Source organism: Eudoraea sp. (assembly GCF_039969275.1).
GTDB lineage: Bacteria > Bacteroidota > Bacteroidia > Flavobacteriales > Flavobacteriaceae > Eudoraea.
In genome coordinates, this window is the sequence record NZ_JBDVOC010000010.1 from 473833 (window position 1) to 489884 (window position 16052).

Here is a 16052-nt window from a genome sequence, read left to right on the forward strand (position 1 = left end):
ATACTAAGCCACTTCCTCAGCCATAAACTGGGCCTTATAGAGTTTATTGTAATAGCCTCCTTTTTTGAGTAACTCCTTGTGTGTTCCGCTCTCTAGAATTTTACCTGCATCCATGACCAGAATTTTATCGGCCTTCTTTACGGTGGCAAGTCGGTGAGCAATAATTATAGAAGTCCTGCCAGAAGTGATTTTTTCTGTAGCTTTTTGGATCAGCTGCTCAGAATAGGTGTCCACGGAGGAAGTAGCTTCATCCAGAACCAATATGCTGGGATTACTCACATAAGCCCGCAAAAAAGCAATTAGTTGTCGTTGCCCGCTGGAAAGCATGGCTCCTCTTTCTTTTACATTGTATTGGTATCCACCAGGTAAACTATTGATAAACTCATGAACACCTATTTGCTTTGCAGCTTCTTCAATGTTCTCTAAAGAAATTGATTTATCCCTGAGGGATATATTATTGGCTATGGTATCTGCAAAAAGAAAGACATCCTGCAATACAACTGCTATGTTTCTGCGCAGGGAAGCTAACTTATAGTTAGTAATATTAGTCCCGTCTACCAGGATTTCACCTGAATTAATCTCATAAAAACGATTTAAGAGATTTATAATAGTTGATTTCCCTGCTCCCGTTGCCCCTACTATGGCCACGGTCTGTCCCACTTTTACATCAAAGGAGATCCCGTGTAGTATTTCTTCATCCTCAAGGTAGCCGAAACGAACACCTGAAAATTTAATATTTCCGAGTACATGATCTTTTTCAACAGTTCCAAAGTCTTCAATATGACTATCTGTATCCAAAATTTTAAAAACCCTATTTGCTGCTACCATCCCCATTTGAAGCGTATTAAATTTATCCGCAATCTGCCTGAGAGGCTGAAATAACATCCCTGACAACAGAATAAAGGCAAAAATTGTCCCGTATTCGTCTACTTCAATATTAGTAACGTTCTGGAGACCTCCATACCAAACGATTAAACCTATGGTAATTGATGAAACGATATCTGCAATTGGGAAGAAGAAAGAATTGTACCAGACCGTTTTAAGCCAGGCATTCATATGCTTTTTATTTATTTCCCTAAACTTATCACTTTCTATTTTTTCTCGTGTAAACAGCTGCACGATCTTCATTCCGGTTATGCGCTCCTGCACAAAGGAATTCAGATTGGAAACCTCAGCCCTTACATCTATAAAAGCCTTCTTCATTGCCCTTTGGAATAGTCGGGTAGCATATAAAATTACGGGTAGAACAGCGAACACAATAAGTGCCAATTTCCAATTGATTATCAACATGACTATGGCCACAACCATCATTTTAAGAAGATCGGATACGATAATAAAAAAACCCTGACTAAAAATTTCACCTATACGCTGCAAATCTGCTACAGCCCGGGTAACGAGCAATCCAATTGAAGAATTATCGAAATACTTCATTTTAAACCCAATCATTTTTTTGAAAAGGAAAATCCGGATATCTCTGATTACCGATTCGCCAAGCCAATTGGCATAATAACTAAAACATAGCTGGCTGATAACCTGCCCTAAAAGTACGGCGGCCATTGCGAGGATAAGAACTAAAAGCTTTTCAGCATCACCTTGTTTAACGGCCCCATCAATAATTTCACCGACTATAAGCGGAGTTAATACTGCAAAACCTGAAATAAAAATTGCAGCTAAGGCCACACCATAAAACGTAAGTTTATAGGGTTGGGTATAAGCGAATACTCGTTTGAATAGTCTAAAATCAAATGCTTTTCCGGTGTCTTTATCCATTAAAATCCAGAATGGTTGAAGGGTATAAAACTTTAGTCAAATATAAGCCTTTTGCCGGGACGGAAGCACCGGCGGCACTTCGATCCTTGCTTTTTATAATAGTCTTAACATCTTCCGGAGACATTTTTCCAAGACCCACATCCAGAAAGGTTCCCACTATGGCGCGGACCATATTCCTCAGAAAACGGTTTGCTGTAATTGTAAAAACAAGTTTGTCTCCTATTAAATTCCAGGTCGCAGATTTAATCTTGCACCGATAAGTTTTAACATCTGTATTTGATTTAGAAAAGCATTCAAAGTCATCATACTCCAACAAAAAGTCGGCTGCTTTATTCATTGATGGAATATCCAATGTGTGTTTTATATAATGCGCAGTATCCTTATAAAATGGGTTCTTTTCTTGTACTATCCAATACTCATAGGTTCGTTGTACAGCATCAAAACGAGCATGTGCATCATCCGGGACTACACTAATCTTTTGGATTGCAATATCCTCCGGTAAAAAGGCATTTAACCTATAAGTGAGGTTTGTTAAATTATTTATTTCATGAAAATCAAAATGTGCATATATACTTTTTGCGTGGACTCCGGCATCTGTTCTGCCTGCACCAACAAGGCTTATCGGTGATTTCAGTAATGTACTTAATGATTCTTCCATTAACTGTTGAACAGAAGAAGCGTTTGGCTGTCGCTGCCATCCGTGGTAGGCTTGTCCGAAGTATGAAAAAGCGACAAAATATCTCAAGCTATTATTCTATTTTTGTGAAAGGCAAAGATAACGAAGTTAGCCGTTAGAAATAAGGACCTTCTGGTTTGCCTAAATCTGAACAAAATCTTTATTGATGTTGAATGGAGCTATTTGACACTTGTATACGGTTTTAAATTCTTACTAAAATAAATGACCCACATCTTACTTCTATCCGATACCCATGGCTATATAGATGAAACTATCCTTAAGTATGCCAAACAGGCCGATGAAATATGGCATGCGGGAGATATTGGCTCTTTTAATGTTACCGATGCTCTGGCTGCATTAAAACCAGTTCGGGCCGTTTATGGCAATATTGATGATTATAAATTACAAAAAGAATTTCCGTTGGACAATCGGTTTAAATGTGAGAACGTGGCCGTTTGGATGACTCATATTGGGGGTTATCCTAATAGATACGATAGGAGAATCAGGGAAGAAATAAAACAGAATCCGCCTAAACTATTTATCTCAGGACATTCCCATATTCTTAAGGTAATGTGGGACAAAAAGCTAAATCTTTTGCATATGAATCCTGGTTCTTGTGGAAAAAACGGATTTCATCAGATCAGAACCATGCTGCGGTTTGATATAGATGGAGAAGAAATTAAGAACCTGGAAGTAATAGAATTAGGAAAGCGCTAGGGATAGGAGCGGCATCCTTTTTTGCTATCATCTTGAGCACAATTGAAAGAAATGCAAAAAAGATATAGCGAATAGCCCGGTGCTACGAAGCCTAAATTTATTGAGGCGAAGGAGGAAGCGCCAAAAAGCCTTTATTTATAACGTAAAACCCTGAAGTAGAGATAAACTTACTTCAGGGTTACGCACTAATACTACTAAGATGTTAGGTTTAACGTAAGCGATCAACAGATTTTACAAGATCTTCATCCTTTTTTATAGCCTTGTTGGCCAGGACTAAAAAAACGATAGAAAATACAGGAATCAGCATCCCAATACCCTTCTCAGAGACCGAGGTCTCTCCGGATAAGTTTAGCGATCGGTAAACGAAAAATCCCAGTAAAAAAAGATTTAATATTATATTCAACCTGTTAAAAACAAATTGATTTTTTCGATTCTTAAATAAAAAAATAGTGATAAGCGCCAAGGCGGAAGAAGCAGCAAAAATAACCGCAACCCAAGTAATATCAATCGCAAAAACCGTATTTCCTTCAGTGCCAGTCCAAAGGCTTAAATAAAAAGGTAAGGCTCCGGTAAAGAGAGCCACCAAAATTATATAAACGGTTTGTATGCGTTGAATCATAGTGTATCTAAAAATAGAAATGCAAAAGTACATGTCTTTTAAAACATTACCATAAAATTTAAAATAAAAATAGCTTCCTATTAGTGTAAGATCATCGTATCAGCTATGACTAAGCGGGTTAGAGACAATCTATTTATGTAAATCATATGCTACTTCCAAAGAGGAAGAATTAAATTAATAAGTAATATGAGATGATTTGTATAAAATAATTTGTAATATTGTGTCGTTATACGTTATAACACTTACCTATTGGGGTCTCAATCCCATGTAATACCCAAAAAAAACAATATACTCCAATTTTTATATACTATAATATATTTTATACTCAATGTTTGAGATTTCAGATTTAAAAGCAAAAAAGCTGCCTGAGCTTCAGGATATTGCTAAAGATTTAAGCGTCCCCAAATACAAGACCTTAAAAAAACTGGATTTGGTTTACCAAATCCTTGATCTACAGGCCAGTAATCCAAAAGCTGTACAGGCTACGACAGTGGCGGTAAAGGAAAAAGCACCGGAAAAAGCACCGGAAAAACCACACAGACCTCATGTTCCTAAGGAAAGTTTTAAGACTGCTCCTCAGAAAAACCACCCTTCTGCAGAGAAGGTGGCTAAACATGAACCAAAACAAGAAGTTTCACAGCAAAAGAGCCCTTCATATCAGGGCAATAAAGAACATCCTAAAAGTAACCCTCAACACAAGAAGGGCCAGCAACACAAAAAGATTCAGCATCATAAGAACGGGCAGGATGGCAAGACCAGTAATTTTGATAAGGACCTAAAAAATAAATACAAGCAACCTGAATACGAATTTGACAGTATTATTGAAAGCGAAGGCGTTCTTGATATCATGCAGGATGGGTATGGATTTCTTAGATCTTCAGATTACAATTACCTCTCTTCTCCAGATGATATCTATGTATCCCAATCGCAAATAAGGCTATTTGGTCTTAAAACTGGAGATACGGTTTTAGGTAATGTACGTCCGCCTAAAGAAGGAGAAAAATATTTTCCCTTAATAAAGGTGAATAAAATAAATGGAATGGACCCTCAGGTTGTAAGAGACAGAGTTTCTTTTGAGCACCTGACTCCATTGTTCCCACAGGAAAAATTTAAGCTGGCAGAACGCCAAAGCAATCTTTCTACAAGAATTATTGACTTGTTTTCTCCTATTGGAAAAGGACAACGTGGAATGATCGTTTCCCAGCCAAAAACCGGGAAAACCATGCTATTGAAAGATATTGCGAATGCGATTGCAGCGAATCATCCTGAAGTTTATCAGATTATTCTTCTGATAGATGAACGTCCGGAAGAAGTAACAGATATGCAGCGTAATGTAAGCGGTGAAGTTGTTGCCTCTACTTTTGACAAGGAAGCCACTGAACATGTTCGTGTGGCCAATATAGTATTGGAAAAGGCAAAAAGGCTGGTAGAATGCGGACATGATGTGGTAATACTTTTAGATTCTATTACGCGTCTTGCGAGAGCTTACAATACCGTTCAACCTGCTTCCGGTAAAGTGCTAAGTGGTGGAGTAGATGCTAATGCTCTCCATAAACCTAAACGCTTTTTTGGAGCAGCACGTAATATTGAAAACGGTGGTTCTTTATCTATCATTGCTACAGCCCTTACGGAAACAGGATCTAAGATGGATGAGGTTATTTTTGAGGAATTCAAAGGTACCGGTAATATGGAATTACAATTAGACAGACGAATAAGTAACCGTAGAATTTTCCCGGCCATAGACCTTATATCTTCTTCAACAAGAAGGGATGATCTACTATTAGATGAAAATACAATTCAACGTATGTGGATTATGCGTAAGTATCTTGCCGATATGAATCCGGTTGAGGCCATGGAATTTATGGAACAGCGTATAAAACAGACGAAAAATAATGAGGAGTTTTTGATGACTATGAGTCAGTAAAAATGTTCCCTGATTAGAGAAAATCCCAATGATAAGTTGTCATTGGGATTTTTTATTTGTAATAAGTATTACACCTAATGGGTTACACCGGTATTAAAACAGTATGATATTAACAACACTATTTGACTATTCTTTGAGTAAGAATTGTCCATCCGCTTTTAATTATCATAATGTATGACTATTTTGCTTTCGGATTTACAATAATGAGGAGGCGAAAACTATTTATAAAATAAGACAATTATGAAAGTTTTGATTATTGGAGGTAAAGGAACCATTGGAAGCAAAGTTAGTTCTTACTTTTCCATAAAACACGAAGTTCTAATAGCCGGGAGAAGCAGCGGGGATCAGCTAGTGGATATATCAAATAGTGAATCAATTGAAGCACTTTTTAAAAAAATTGGGGCATTAGATGCCATAATTTGTACTGCCGGTGAAGCTAAGTGGGCTCCATTTAATGATCTTTCTGAAGATGACTATTATATTGGAATACGAAGTAAGTTAATGGGACAGGTAAATCTGGTGCGAATAGGGAAAAAATACCTCAACCCTAATGGTTCCATAACCTTAACAACAGGTATACTTGCAGACGATCCCGTAATAATGACTACTAGTGCGGCTATGGTTAACGGGGCTATCCATAGTTTTGTCAAGTCAGTTGTCCTTGAACTTGACAAGGGAATTCGAGTGAATGCGGTTTCCTCTGGCGTCGTTGAAGACGCCTTAGATAAATACGGGGATTATTTCCCTGGCCATAACCCCATACCAATGGATAAAATGTTAAGGGGATATATTAGAAGTGTGGAAGGGAAGGCTAATGGTGAGATAATTCGTATTTACGATTAAGCCCATATTTTGTTATAGAGAACTTCGCTTGAATCTTATACAATGTTATTCCTAAAAGAAGTTTAGGGCTAATTAAAATTTTAAAATGAAATTTACCTGCCAACACAAATGGCAGTATTCCCCAGAACTACTTTAATAGCAGCGAAAAAAACAATTATACATTTATATAAGCTCTATTAAACATAAAAAAAGCCCTAACCGTTAGGCAAGGGCTTTAGTAAATTATATCAAAACTTATATTGCAGCAATATGCTTTGTAAGTTTACTTTTTAAATTAGCCGCTTTATTTGCATGTATAATATTGCGTTTAGCAAGCTTATCTATCATGCTTACCACAGTTGGTAAAAGAGCTTCCGCAGCCTTTTTGTCGGTTTCACTCCTCAATTTTTTAATTGCGTTTCTTGTGGTTTTGTGCTGATATCTGTTACGTAATCGCACAACTTCGTTTCTTCTGATTCTCTTTAATGCCGACTTGTGATTTGCCATCTTTTTTTAAATTTTATTTATTCGGGCTTTGTTTTTTTGTAGCCCGTAGGGGAATCGAACCCCTGTTACCAGGATGAAAACCTGGCGTCCTAACCCCTAGACGAACGGGCCATTATTTTTTTAAACGTTTATGTAATAAATGAGTTCTGTGTTTTTCAACTATCCTCATTAACCACATTTCAATATTTCAGTATTCTTTGTAGCCCGTAGGGGAATCGAACCCCTGTTACCAGGATGAAAACCTGGCGTCCTAACCCCTAGACGAACGGGCCTTTAGATCGCATAAATGCGGATGCAAAAATACAATTATTTTTTACTATACCAACTCCATTATATATTTTTTTGACTACACTTAATAGGCCTTGGCAAAGAGCACCCTTTTTGAAGAAGGTTTTCCGGTAACCATGCAACTACCAGCCTCCTCACTGGCGTCTAATGGAATACATCTAATTGTTGCTTTTGTTTCGTCTTTTATCTTATCCTCTGTAGCGGCAGTACCGTCCCAATGCGCTGAAATGAAGCCTCCTTTCTGATCCAAGACCTTTTTAAATTCTTCATACCCATCAACTTCGGTAATGTGTTCCTCTCTGTAATTTCGGGCTTTTTCAAAAATATTTCGCTGTATGTCCTCGAGTAAAAATTCAATTTTCGCAACTACCTCATCAGCTTTCACAATTTGTTTTTCCAGTGTATCCCTGCGCGCCAATTCATAAGTCCCATTTGCCATATCGCGCTGCCCGATAGCAATTCTGACGGGGACACCTTTTAATTCATATTCATTAAACTTAAATCCGGGTTTATGGGTATCGCGCTTGTCATATTTAACTGATATCCCTTTATTTTGCAATTCTTTTACCAAAGGGTTTACCCTTTCAGAAATCGAATCTAATTGTTCTAAACCTTTATATATGGGTACTATAACCACCTGTATAGGGGCCAGTTTAGGAGGTAAAACAAGGCCATTATCATCACTATGTGTCATAATAAGAGCACCCATCAGGCGGGTAGAAACACCCCAGGAGGTAGCCCATACGTATTCCTGTTTTCCTTCTTTACTCGCAAATTTTACATCAAATGCCTTGGCAAAATTCTGACCTAAAAAATGTGATGTCCCTGCCTGCAAGGCCTTTCCATCCTGCATTAGGGCTTCTATGCAATAGGTTTCTATAGCTCCTGCAAAACGCTCACTTTCTGTTTTTGTTCCCTTGATCACCGGGACGGCCATATGATTTTCAGCAAAATCTGCATAAACATTCAGGATCAATTCGGACTCTTCTATCGCCTCCTGTTCAGTCTCATGAGCCGTGTGGCCTTCCTGCCAGAGGAATTCAGTCGTGCGAAGGAACAAGCGTGTTCTCATTTCCCATCGCACCACATTCGCCCATTGGTTAATTAGGAGCGGAAGATCTCTGTAGGACTGAATCCACTTTCTAAATGTGTCCCAGATAATAGTCTCAGAAGTTGGCCTTACAATAAGTTCTTCTTCCAGTTTAGCGTCTTCGTCTACTACAAGACCACTGCCGTCCTCAGCATTTTTTAGCCTGTAATGGGTGACTACAGCGCATTCCTTTGCAAAGCCTTCAACATGGCTGGCTTCTTTATTCAGATATGATTTTGGAATAAACAATGGAAAATAGGCATTCTGATGCCCCGTATCCTTGAACATCTTGTCCAGGCCTGCCTGTATTTTTTCCCATATGGCAAAACCATAAGGTTTTATCACCATACAGCCCCTAACCCCTGAATTTTCGGCCATATCAGCCTTGATCACGAGTTCATTATACCATTTGGAATAATCCTCGCTTCTTTTAGTTAAATTTTTTCCCATCAAATATACTTTGGCACAAATCTTGTGATCTTATTATCAAAATAGTTCGGTAAAACTAACTATTTTTAGAATGTTCAACAATATAAATTTAAAGCGATGATGCAATCTCTACCCCTCCCTAAATTAATAATGACCACAACGCTCTTTGTTGCTGGTATATTATTGGTTTCATGTGGTTCCTATCAGGAAGCTTCCTATTATGATAATGATGGTATCTATGCTGAAGGGACCCAAAAGGTCTATACAAAGCAAAAACAACAGCCTAAACAGCAGCAGGGTGATGGTATTTACGGAGACTATTTTGGTCAGAAAGCAGATCAGATAGATGAATTCATGGAGGATGAAGTCTTTACTGATGTAGATGATTATTATGGTGGAGACGTCGTAAACGATAGTCTTGCGGTTGTACCGGAAGCAAATTACTACGAAGGTTACAATGACTATGCCGGATACGCCGGATGGGGTGACAATCAATCTGATGTTGTCATCAACAATTACGGTAACTATGGTTATGGTTGGGGTGGTGTTGGTATAGGTATAGGCATTGGCTGGGGCTGGGGTGGTTATGGTTGGGGCTATCCAGGTTATGGCTGGGGCTGGGGTGCCGGCTGGGGCTGGGGCTGGGGCTATCCAGGTTATGGCTGGGGTTATCCTTACTATGGTTATGGAAGAGCTTCATACACTAGTGGCAGAAGGGGTTATTACGGCAATAATTATAATAATGCTTTAACTTCAAATTCATTAAGAGGTAGATCTAATCTCACATCAGGCAGAGGAAGATCGAGTGCAACATCAGGAAATGGAAGAACAGCTTCCAGTTCCAGGTCCAATGTTGGAAGATCTGGCACAGCCAGAACTTCTTCCTCAGCACGAAGTTCCGGAGCATATAGATCTGGCACAACTGCAAGAAGAACGGTTAGCGCTGCTGCCATAAATAGAAACAGGGCTTACAGAACCAGCAGAAGCACACGTTCTGTTCCGGGATATTCAAGTAGCTCACGAAACAGCAATACTTACAGAAGAAATTCTCAAGGCAACAACACATATAGCAGAGGGACTACCAGTAGTTCAAATACGGCAAGAAGGGCTTACGGAAGTTCTACTCAAAGAAGTTCCGGGTATTCCAGGTCATCATCTTCCAGGCCAAGAACCTCAGGTTATAGTTCCGGAAGAACTTCGGGGTCCAGAAGCTCAGGTAGCTATAGAAGTTCAGGGTCCAGGAGTTCCAGAAGCTCAGGTAGTTATAGAAGTTCAGGAGGATCTTCAAGATCTTCTGGCAGCATGAGAAGTTCAGGCGGGTCTTCAAGATCTTCTGGTAGCATGCGAAGTTCAGGTGGTGGCTCTAGAAGTTCAGGTGGTATGAGAAGTTCTGGAGGATCTTCAAGATCTTCAGGAAGCAGGGGCGGCAGACAATAATTCCAAAAATCAGTAGTATTAAATTCTTATAAAATGAAAAGACAAATATTTTTCATCCTGGTATTGATATGTGCGGCTGTAAATGCTCAAAATATTGAGGATGTACTCAGATACAGTATTGAAAACACTCATGGAACAACTCGCTTTCAGGGTTTAAGTGGAGCTTTTGGAGCTCTCGGCGGTGATCTTTCCGCATTAAATATCAACCCTGCAGGCTCAGCGGTTTTCAATAATAGTCAGTTCACGATGACCGGAACAAACTACAATCGCAATAACGATGCAACCTATTTTGGGAGAACCAGTAATACCCGACTTAATTCATTTAAAATTAATCAGATAGGGGGTGTTATGGTATTTAAAAATTACGATAAAAATTCTGATTGGAGGAAATACTCACTAGCTTTTAACTACGATCTGGTACAGAATTTTAACAATCAGTTTTTTGCCTCTGGGAATGGTAATGAAGGTATAGACAATTACTTTCTTGCTTTTGCACAGGGTCAGCCGTTAGGTCCGTTACGTGTTCAGGATGGGGAATTGATTGAAGAAGCCTATCTGGATATAGGGAGTAGTCTTGGTTTTGGACCACAGCAGGCATTTTTAGGTTTTCAGGCCGGGGTAATTGATCCGGTAGATTTTGATGATGACAACAACACCCAATATATTTCTAACGCTGATTACAACACCGTAAATCAGGAATTTTTACAGTCGACTAGAGGTTATAACAGCAAGTTCACCATGAATTTTGGCTCGCAATACAAGGATTTTCTGTATATGGGTGCTTCATTGAATTTTCACAGCATATATTATGAGAAATACACTCAATTGAGCGAGAGCGGTTATAATGCAGCTTCAGAAATTCAATTTATTAATTTTGACAACCTGCTTGTTTCAAGAGGTCAGGCATTTTCATTCAACCTGGGGCTCATTGCAAAATTGAATAAATATGTAAGACTGGGAGCAACTTATCAATCCGCTACCTGGTATGATTTAAGGGATGATTTTGCACAAAGAATCAATTCGGATTCTCCGGTTAAAAATCCGGATATAAGATTTATAGATTTCAACATTGTCAATCTTTTTCCAGTGTATAAAGTAAAGACTCCAGGAAAGTTTAATGGAAGTATGGCTCTTGTCTTTGGTCCCAATGGCCTTTTAAGTTTTGATTACAGTTATCAGGATATGTCCAATGCAGAATTGCGACCTACATCAGATTCCAGTTTTTCTACAGTTAATTCGGAGATTAGCAGAGAACTTAGGGCGGTATCTACTTTTAGAGTTGGAGGGGAATACCGAATTCAACAACTAAGTCTTCGCGGAGGTTATCGCTATGAGCAAAGTCCTTATGCAAATAGCATTACCATAAGTGATTTAAATGGTTTTTCGGCCGGTATAGGTTATAACTTTGGAGGCAGCAGATTAGACTTTACGTATAGCAGGTCTGAAAGAGATGGTAATGTTCAACTTGTTGATGTGGGTATAACAACGCCGGCAAGCTTAAATGCCGTTATGAATAATTATAGCTTCGGATATACTATTAATTTCTAAACTCAAATAATAAAGAAAAAATCCCTGAAGTATTTCAGGGATTTTTTTATCTCACAAGTGAAAAGTGAGTCCGTATGGTATTGGCCACCTGCACACCGTCTTCATCACGCTCATACTCAAGGCGAAACCAATAATCAGATGAGGGCATGGGCCTTCCGTTAAAAGTCCCGTCCCACCCTATGGTAGTTTCATCCAGTTGTTTTAATAATTTACCATAGCGATCAAATATAAAGACTACCGGATCTGTAAGTGTCTCAATTCCCAGGATATTCCATGCATCGTGAATACCATCGCCATTAGGTGTAAAAAACTTAGGGTATCCTACTACTAAAAATTCAATTGGTTCTGTTGTTCCACATCCATTCTTGTCATTAATTATAACGGAATTCAATCCTGGTGGTATATCCATAAATACAGATTCATCCTGAAATTCACCTCCGTTTATAGCGTATTCATAATCGCCATCACCATCTACAAAAAACTCTACATTATTGCTATCGGATAAGTCGTCCAAAATAACTATCCCATCAGGGTCTGGCAGCAAAACCGGAATTCCATAAAATGTAATTAAAATGTCATCTGTTATTGTAGTTGCAAGTGTAGTAAATATTGAGACAAAGTACCTCCCTGAGGTTGGGCTGCTTACTATTAACTCTGCACCAAGTGGTCCCGAGCCCGCAAGGGTTGCATCTATAGTTCCGTCATCATCGTAATCCACTGTCCAGGTGACGGTGGCAATATCTGGTCCGGCAGGTGAATTTAAAGCCGTTAAAGTAATATCAGGATCACCTTCGCAGGCAATAATATCTAATCCTAAAAATTCATCCCTAAGTGTACAGTCAAGTGCTGTATTCTGATCTGCATCCACAGAACTACCGGTAAAGGTCAATGAAAAAGGCTCAGGATTTCCATCAAAGTTAGTATTGAAATTGTTGATCAGAAGGTAATAGATTTCGCCAGCTGTAACATCTATCCATTCATCATAAGTATTTTGGTTTGCTGTTAAAGGTGGTTCTCCTTCCTGACCATTTTCCGGATTAACCCCTACCCCGGTAAAGTTTGTGCTATTTACTTCGTAATTACATCTAATGGGTTGTGCCGTTCCATTGCTTATATCGGCACAATCTGTGTCTGGTCCGTATAATGCAAAATCATATTCTGAGGTTATCGTGGTACCTAAAGCTGGTAATGCCTCTATATCAAAACCAATCTGACCGTCTGTCCCTGCCCTGAAGACATACCATGACGTATTGTTTTCAATATTTGCAGAACCAACACTCCCTTTTTCCAAACAACCAGTTTGCCTGATTACATCAGGATCAAAATCATCAACATCACCAAGGCCATCAGTGAATGATAGAATTGGCGCATCGGCACAAACTGGGATGGCACTTCGGCAATCTGCAGAGTTCTGTGCCATAACTCCAATACAGAAAAGGAGCGTGCAGCACAGGGAGCTAACGAGTGTTCGCATAGATTAAGGGGCTAACATTATACTAATAATCTATACTATAACTCCAAGGGCTAAAATTTAGTATATCTCGCCGAAGTTTTTCTGCACTTTATCGGTAAACGACAAGCCGTTAAAAATGCAGGTTTTTATCTTTTTAATGCAAAATGATTATTTATATACCTGGCCTCAACAAGCTGGCCTTGTAAATCTGTATATGTGAGTTTAAACCAATAATCTGTAGATGGCAATTCCCGGCCATTAAAAGTGCCGTCCCAGCCCAGGCTACTGTCATCCATCTGTTTTAAGAGCTTGCCGTATCTATCATATACATAAACCATAGGATTTTCCAGGTTGGAAATTCCCAAAATATGCCAATAATCATTAGTTCCATCACCATTAGGTGTAAAAAAACTAAGGTATCCTACTACAATAATACTTTCAGTTACCGAACCACAACCGTTAAGATCATTAATTGTAACGGTATGCACTCCAGGCGGGACATTAGTGAAGATATTGCTGGGCTGAAATGCTTCATTGTCTATTTGGTATTCAAAGCTACCTATCACATCCGTGATAACTTCTACCGTATTATTGTTTTGAAGGTCATCAATAATAACATCCGTTATTTCCGGAGTTTCAGAAACAACTACTGTTATTAAGCTGGATGTTGAACAGGATTGTCCCCATTGACTATTGCTAACTGTTAAGGTATAACTCCCTGCCTGTGTAACATTGATACTTGGAGTTGATTCTCCTGTATCCCAGGAATAAGTATATTGGGCATTAGGTGTTGTTTCACCAATGATTACCCCTGCTGAATCTTCACAAATAAAAATCTCGGCAGAAAAGTTCAAAACCGGTGTTTCCACAACACTTAGCTGAAACTGTTCAGAAGCGTCATAGCATCTAGGGTTTTCCCTTGAGGTGTTACGTACAAAAATAGTTTCAATTCCTGTATTTAGAGGATATGGCGACACTAATGAATTTATACCAAGAATGGCATCATTAAGTGAACTATGGTACGTAACCATAAAAGCGGTAGGGTCCTGGGTACCTAAGGCCTGACTATCCTTTTGAGTTAAATCAAATTCTATAGAATCTGAACAAACTATTTCATCTGAGACAGCATATGTTATAGGTGATGCATTAAAGGCCACCTGAACATCGCTTATTATATTGGTCATGGTCGTAGTAATCACTTCAACCCTGTACATGGCAGATACCTTTACATGTAGCGTTGGGCCGGTTTCACCCGCTATTAGTTGAAAACCTGATCCCGTATCGCTATACCAGGTATAACTTAAAGCGTTAGATGTGGTTCCATCCAGAATAATATTTTCATTGTCACATGCGGCCAGAGGTGGTCCAAGGAGATTATTTATAATGGAACAATCCAGTGCATCAAAAGGGTTGGTTGTAAAAATAGCTCCCGAAAATTGAATTGAAAATCCCGAATTATTGTTACTAAAGTTATTTATCATCAGATAGTAATCCTCACCCGGCATTACGTCTAACCAATCTTCATAAAGTACGGTACTTGTGTTTCCGGTTGGGTCTTCCCCTACTCCCATAAATGTTTCCTCATCACTGTTATCAAAAAAGTTACAACGGATAGGGTCTCCCAAATTATTGCAGTCACTTGCCCGGTATAAGGCAAAATCCCAATCCTCCGAGGCATCAAAACCTATATTGAATCCTAACTGTCCGGATGCTCCCGTTCGAAAACGATACCATGCAGAATTAGATTCTATGGATCCGGTTATAGTTTGTTCGAGGCAACCGCTCGTTGTAGCTCCGTTGAAATCGTCGATGCCATATCCCTGCGTACCCCCATTAACCGGAGTATTATTGCATATGGGAACGGCATTACTGCAATCAGCTGCTACCTGGGCCATAAGTGAAGTGGTCCCAAGAATTGTTAAAAACCAGAATATTAAGCTTTTACCCTTCATAAACAGGCATAGGATTTGGAATTTATAAAAATACCCTGTACTTCTGCTTAACACTAATTTATGTTGTGTATCGCCCTAAACGGAGTATAAAGTGCCATATTATGTATATCTTTGCCTTTCGAAAAAGAGGTATCCGGATGAAATTAGACAGAACATTGGAAGAACATTTTGAAGACTTAGGAAACGATCATGTATCCTCGTCTGAACAAACCCCAATGAGAAAAGATGCATTTGTTTTAAGCGAGGAAGAAAAAATTGAACGCATTCGCGAAAATGTCAGGGAAATTATGCTTACGCTAGGCCTCGACCTGGAGGACGATAGTCTAAGTGGCACACCAGACAGGGTAGCAAAAATGTATGTAAAGGAACTCTTCGGTGGGTTACAGCCAAAGAAAAAACCGAAATCTTCTACGTTTGAGAATAAGTACAAATATGGTGAAATGTTGGTAGAAAAAAATATAACTGTTTATTCTACCTGTGAGCACCATCTTCTTCCCATTGTTGGTAAAGCACATATAGCATATATTTCAAATGGAACGGTAGTTGGCCTTTCCAAGATGAACAGGGTCGTTGATTATTATGCCAAGAGACCTCAGGTACAGGAACGGCTGAATATTCAAATTGTAAAAGAACTTCAGGCAGTATTAGGCACCAAAGATGTTGCCTGCGTTATAGACGCCAAACATTTGTGTGTAAATTCACGTGGAATACGCGATGTAGATAGTAGTACAGTAACTGCAGAATACGGTGGCAAATTTAAAGAAGAAGCCATCAGACGTGAGTTTTTGGACTATATAAACCTGGAGACCAATTTCTAATT

13 protein-coding genes and 2 tRNA genes are annotated in these 16052 nt (G+C 39.0%); 6 read left to right on the top strand and 9 right to left on the bottom strand.

Annotation, left to right across the window (positions count from 1 at the left end; all coding sequences use genetic code 11):
• Positions 1-3: 3 nt before the first annotated feature.
• Both ABJH90_RS09990 and truA read right to left on the bottom strand, forming a co-directional pair.
• Positions 4-1770: an ABC transporter ATP-binding protein gene (locus ABJH90_RS09990; protein WP_348138888.1), complete on the bottom strand. Its 1767-nt coding sequence runs from the start codon at positions 1768-1770 to the stop codon at positions 4-6.
• The gene (truA, locus tag ABJH90_RS09995; protein WP_348138890.1) at positions 1763-2515 is read right to left on the bottom strand and encodes a tRNA pseudouridine(38-40) synthase TruA; all 753 of its coding nucleotides are present in this window, start codon (positions 2513-2515) and stop codon (positions 1763-1765) included. The genes ABJH90_RS09990 and truA overlap by 8 nt, the downstream gene beginning before the upstream one ends.
• A 153-nt stretch (positions 2516-2668) precedes the next feature.
• On the opposite strand from truA, the gene ABJH90_RS10000 reads away from it, so the two are divergent.
• Entirely contained in the window at positions 2669-3163 is a 495-nt protein-coding gene (locus ABJH90_RS10000; RefSeq protein WP_348138892.1) for a metallophosphoesterase family protein, read from the top strand.
• A 208-nt stretch (positions 3164-3371) separates the two neighbouring features.
• Here the strand turns inward: ABJH90_RS10000 and ABJH90_RS10005 are convergent, their stop codons facing one another.
• Positions 3372-3782 (bottom strand): DUF4293 domain-containing protein, encoded by a 411-nt coding sequence (locus tag ABJH90_RS10005; RefSeq protein WP_348138894.1) that lies wholly within the window; start codon positions 3780-3782, stop codon positions 3372-3374.
• Between the two features lie 328 nt (positions 3783-4110).
• Between ABJH90_RS10005 and rho the strand changes: the two genes are divergently transcribed.
• Together rho and ABJH90_RS10015 are read left to right on the top strand one after the other, a co-directional pair.
• Positions 4111-5706 (top strand): transcription termination factor Rho, encoded by a 1596-nt coding sequence (gene rho / locus ABJH90_RS10010; protein ID WP_348138896.1) that lies wholly within the window; start codon positions 4111-4113, stop codon positions 5704-5706.
• Between the two features lie 240 nt (positions 5707-5946).
• Positions 5947-6549, top strand: coding sequence for a short chain dehydrogenase (locus ABJH90_RS10015; RefSeq protein ID WP_348138897.1), 603 nt, complete (start codon positions 5947-5949; stop codon positions 6547-6549).
• 234 nt (positions 6550-6783) lie between these two features.
• Here ABJH90_RS10015 and rpsT read toward each other — a convergent pair whose 3' ends face one another.
• The 4 genes from rpsT to proS form a co-directional block, all read right to left on the bottom strand.
• The gene (rpsT, locus tag ABJH90_RS10020) at positions 6784-7035 is read right to left on the bottom strand and encodes a 30S ribosomal protein S20 (protein ID WP_348138899.1); all 252 of its coding nucleotides are present in this window, start codon (positions 7033-7035) and stop codon (positions 6784-6786) included.
• Between the two features lie 39 nt (positions 7036-7074).
• A tRNA-Glu gene (locus ABJH90_RS10025) sits at positions 7075-7146 on the bottom strand.
• Positions 7147-7235: 89 nt separating this feature from the next.
• Positions 7236-7307, bottom strand: a tRNA-Glu gene (locus tag ABJH90_RS10030).
• Positions 7308-7387: 80 nt separating this feature from the next.
• A complete protein-coding gene (gene proS / locus ABJH90_RS10035) occupies positions 7388-8863 on the bottom strand; it encodes a proline--tRNA ligase (protein ID WP_348138901.1) in 1476 nt (491 codons plus the stop codon).
• A 129-nt stretch (positions 8864-8992) separates the two neighbouring features.
• Here proS and ABJH90_RS10040 point away from each other — a divergent pair, with 129 nt between their 5' ends.
• On the top strand, positions 8993-10279 hold the full coding sequence (locus ABJH90_RS10040) for a hypothetical protein (RefSeq protein ID WP_348138903.1): 1287 nt from the start codon (positions 8993-8995) through the stop codon (positions 10277-10279).
• Between the two features lie 33 nt (positions 10280-10312).
• A complete protein-coding gene (locus tag ABJH90_RS10045; protein ID WP_348138905.1) occupies positions 10313-11827 on the top strand; it encodes an outer membrane protein transport protein in 1515 nt (504 codons plus the stop codon).
• 46 nt (positions 11828-11873) lie between these two features.
• Here ABJH90_RS10045 and ABJH90_RS10050 read toward each other — a convergent pair whose 3' ends face one another.
• Both ABJH90_RS10050 and ABJH90_RS10055 read right to left on the bottom strand, forming a co-directional pair.
• The gene (locus ABJH90_RS10050) at positions 11874-13301 is read right to left on the bottom strand and encodes a T9SS type B sorting domain-containing protein (protein WP_348138907.1); all 1428 of its coding nucleotides are present in this window, start codon (positions 13299-13301) and stop codon (positions 11874-11876) included.
• A 125-nt stretch (positions 13302-13426) separates the two neighbouring features.
• Positions 13427-15232, bottom strand: a complete 1806-nt coding sequence (locus tag ABJH90_RS10055) for a T9SS type B sorting domain-containing protein (protein ID WP_348138909.1) — start codon at positions 15230-15232, stop codon at positions 13427-13429.
• Between the two features lie 137 nt (positions 15233-15369).
• Here ABJH90_RS10055 and folE point away from each other — a divergent pair, with 137 nt between their 5' ends.
• On the top strand, positions 15370-16050 hold the full coding sequence (folE, locus tag ABJH90_RS10060) for a GTP cyclohydrolase I FolE (protein ID WP_348138911.1): 681 nt from the start codon (positions 15370-15372) through the stop codon (positions 16048-16050).
• The last annotated feature ends 2 nt before the right edge of the window (positions 16051-16052 follow it).

Bases quoted from the DNA above. Each gene is read 5' to 3' on its own strand.
- ABJH90_RS09990 (WP_348138888.1), bottom strand. From the start codon at position 1,770: ATGGATAAAGACACCGGAAAAGCATTTGATTTTAGACTATTCAAACGA.
- ABJH90_RS10000 (WP_348138892.1), top strand. From the start codon at position 2,669: ATGACCCACATCTTACTTCTATCCGATACCCATGGCTATATAGATGAA.
- ABJH90_RS10005 (WP_348138894.1), bottom strand. From the start codon at position 3,782: ATGATTCAACGCATACAAACCGTTTATATAATTTTGGTGGCTCTCTTT.
- rho (WP_348138896.1), top strand. From the start codon at position 4,111: ATGTTTGAGATTTCAGATTTAAAAGCAAAAAAGCTGCCTGAGCTTCAG.
- ABJH90_RS10015 (WP_348138897.1), top strand. From the start codon at position 5,947: ATGAAAGTTTTGATTATTGGAGGTAAAGGAACCATTGGAAGCAAAGTT.
- rpsT (WP_348138899.1), bottom strand. From the start codon at position 7,035: ATGGCAAATCACAAGTCGGCATTAAAGAGAATCAGAAGAAACGAAGTT.
- proS (WP_348138901.1), bottom strand. From the start codon at position 8,863: ATGGGAAAAAATTTAACTAAAAGAAGCGAGGATTATTCCAAATGGTAT.
- ABJH90_RS10040 (WP_348138903.1), top strand. From the start codon at position 8,993: ATGACCACAACGCTCTTTGTTGCTGGTATATTATTGGTTTCATGTGGT.
- ABJH90_RS10045 (WP_348138905.1), top strand. From the start codon at position 10,313: ATGAAAAGACAAATATTTTTCATCCTGGTATTGATATGTGCGGCTGTA.
- ABJH90_RS10050 (WP_348138907.1), bottom strand. From the start codon at position 13,301: ATGCGAACACTCGTTAGCTCCCTGTGCTGCACGCTCCTTTTCTGTATT.
- ABJH90_RS10055 (WP_348138909.1), bottom strand. From the start codon at position 15,232: ATGAAGGGTAAAAGCTTAATATTCTGGTTTTTAACAATTCTTGGGACC.
- folE (WP_348138911.1), top strand. From the start codon at position 15,370: ATGAAATTAGACAGAACATTGGAAGAACATTTTGAAGACTTAGGAAAC.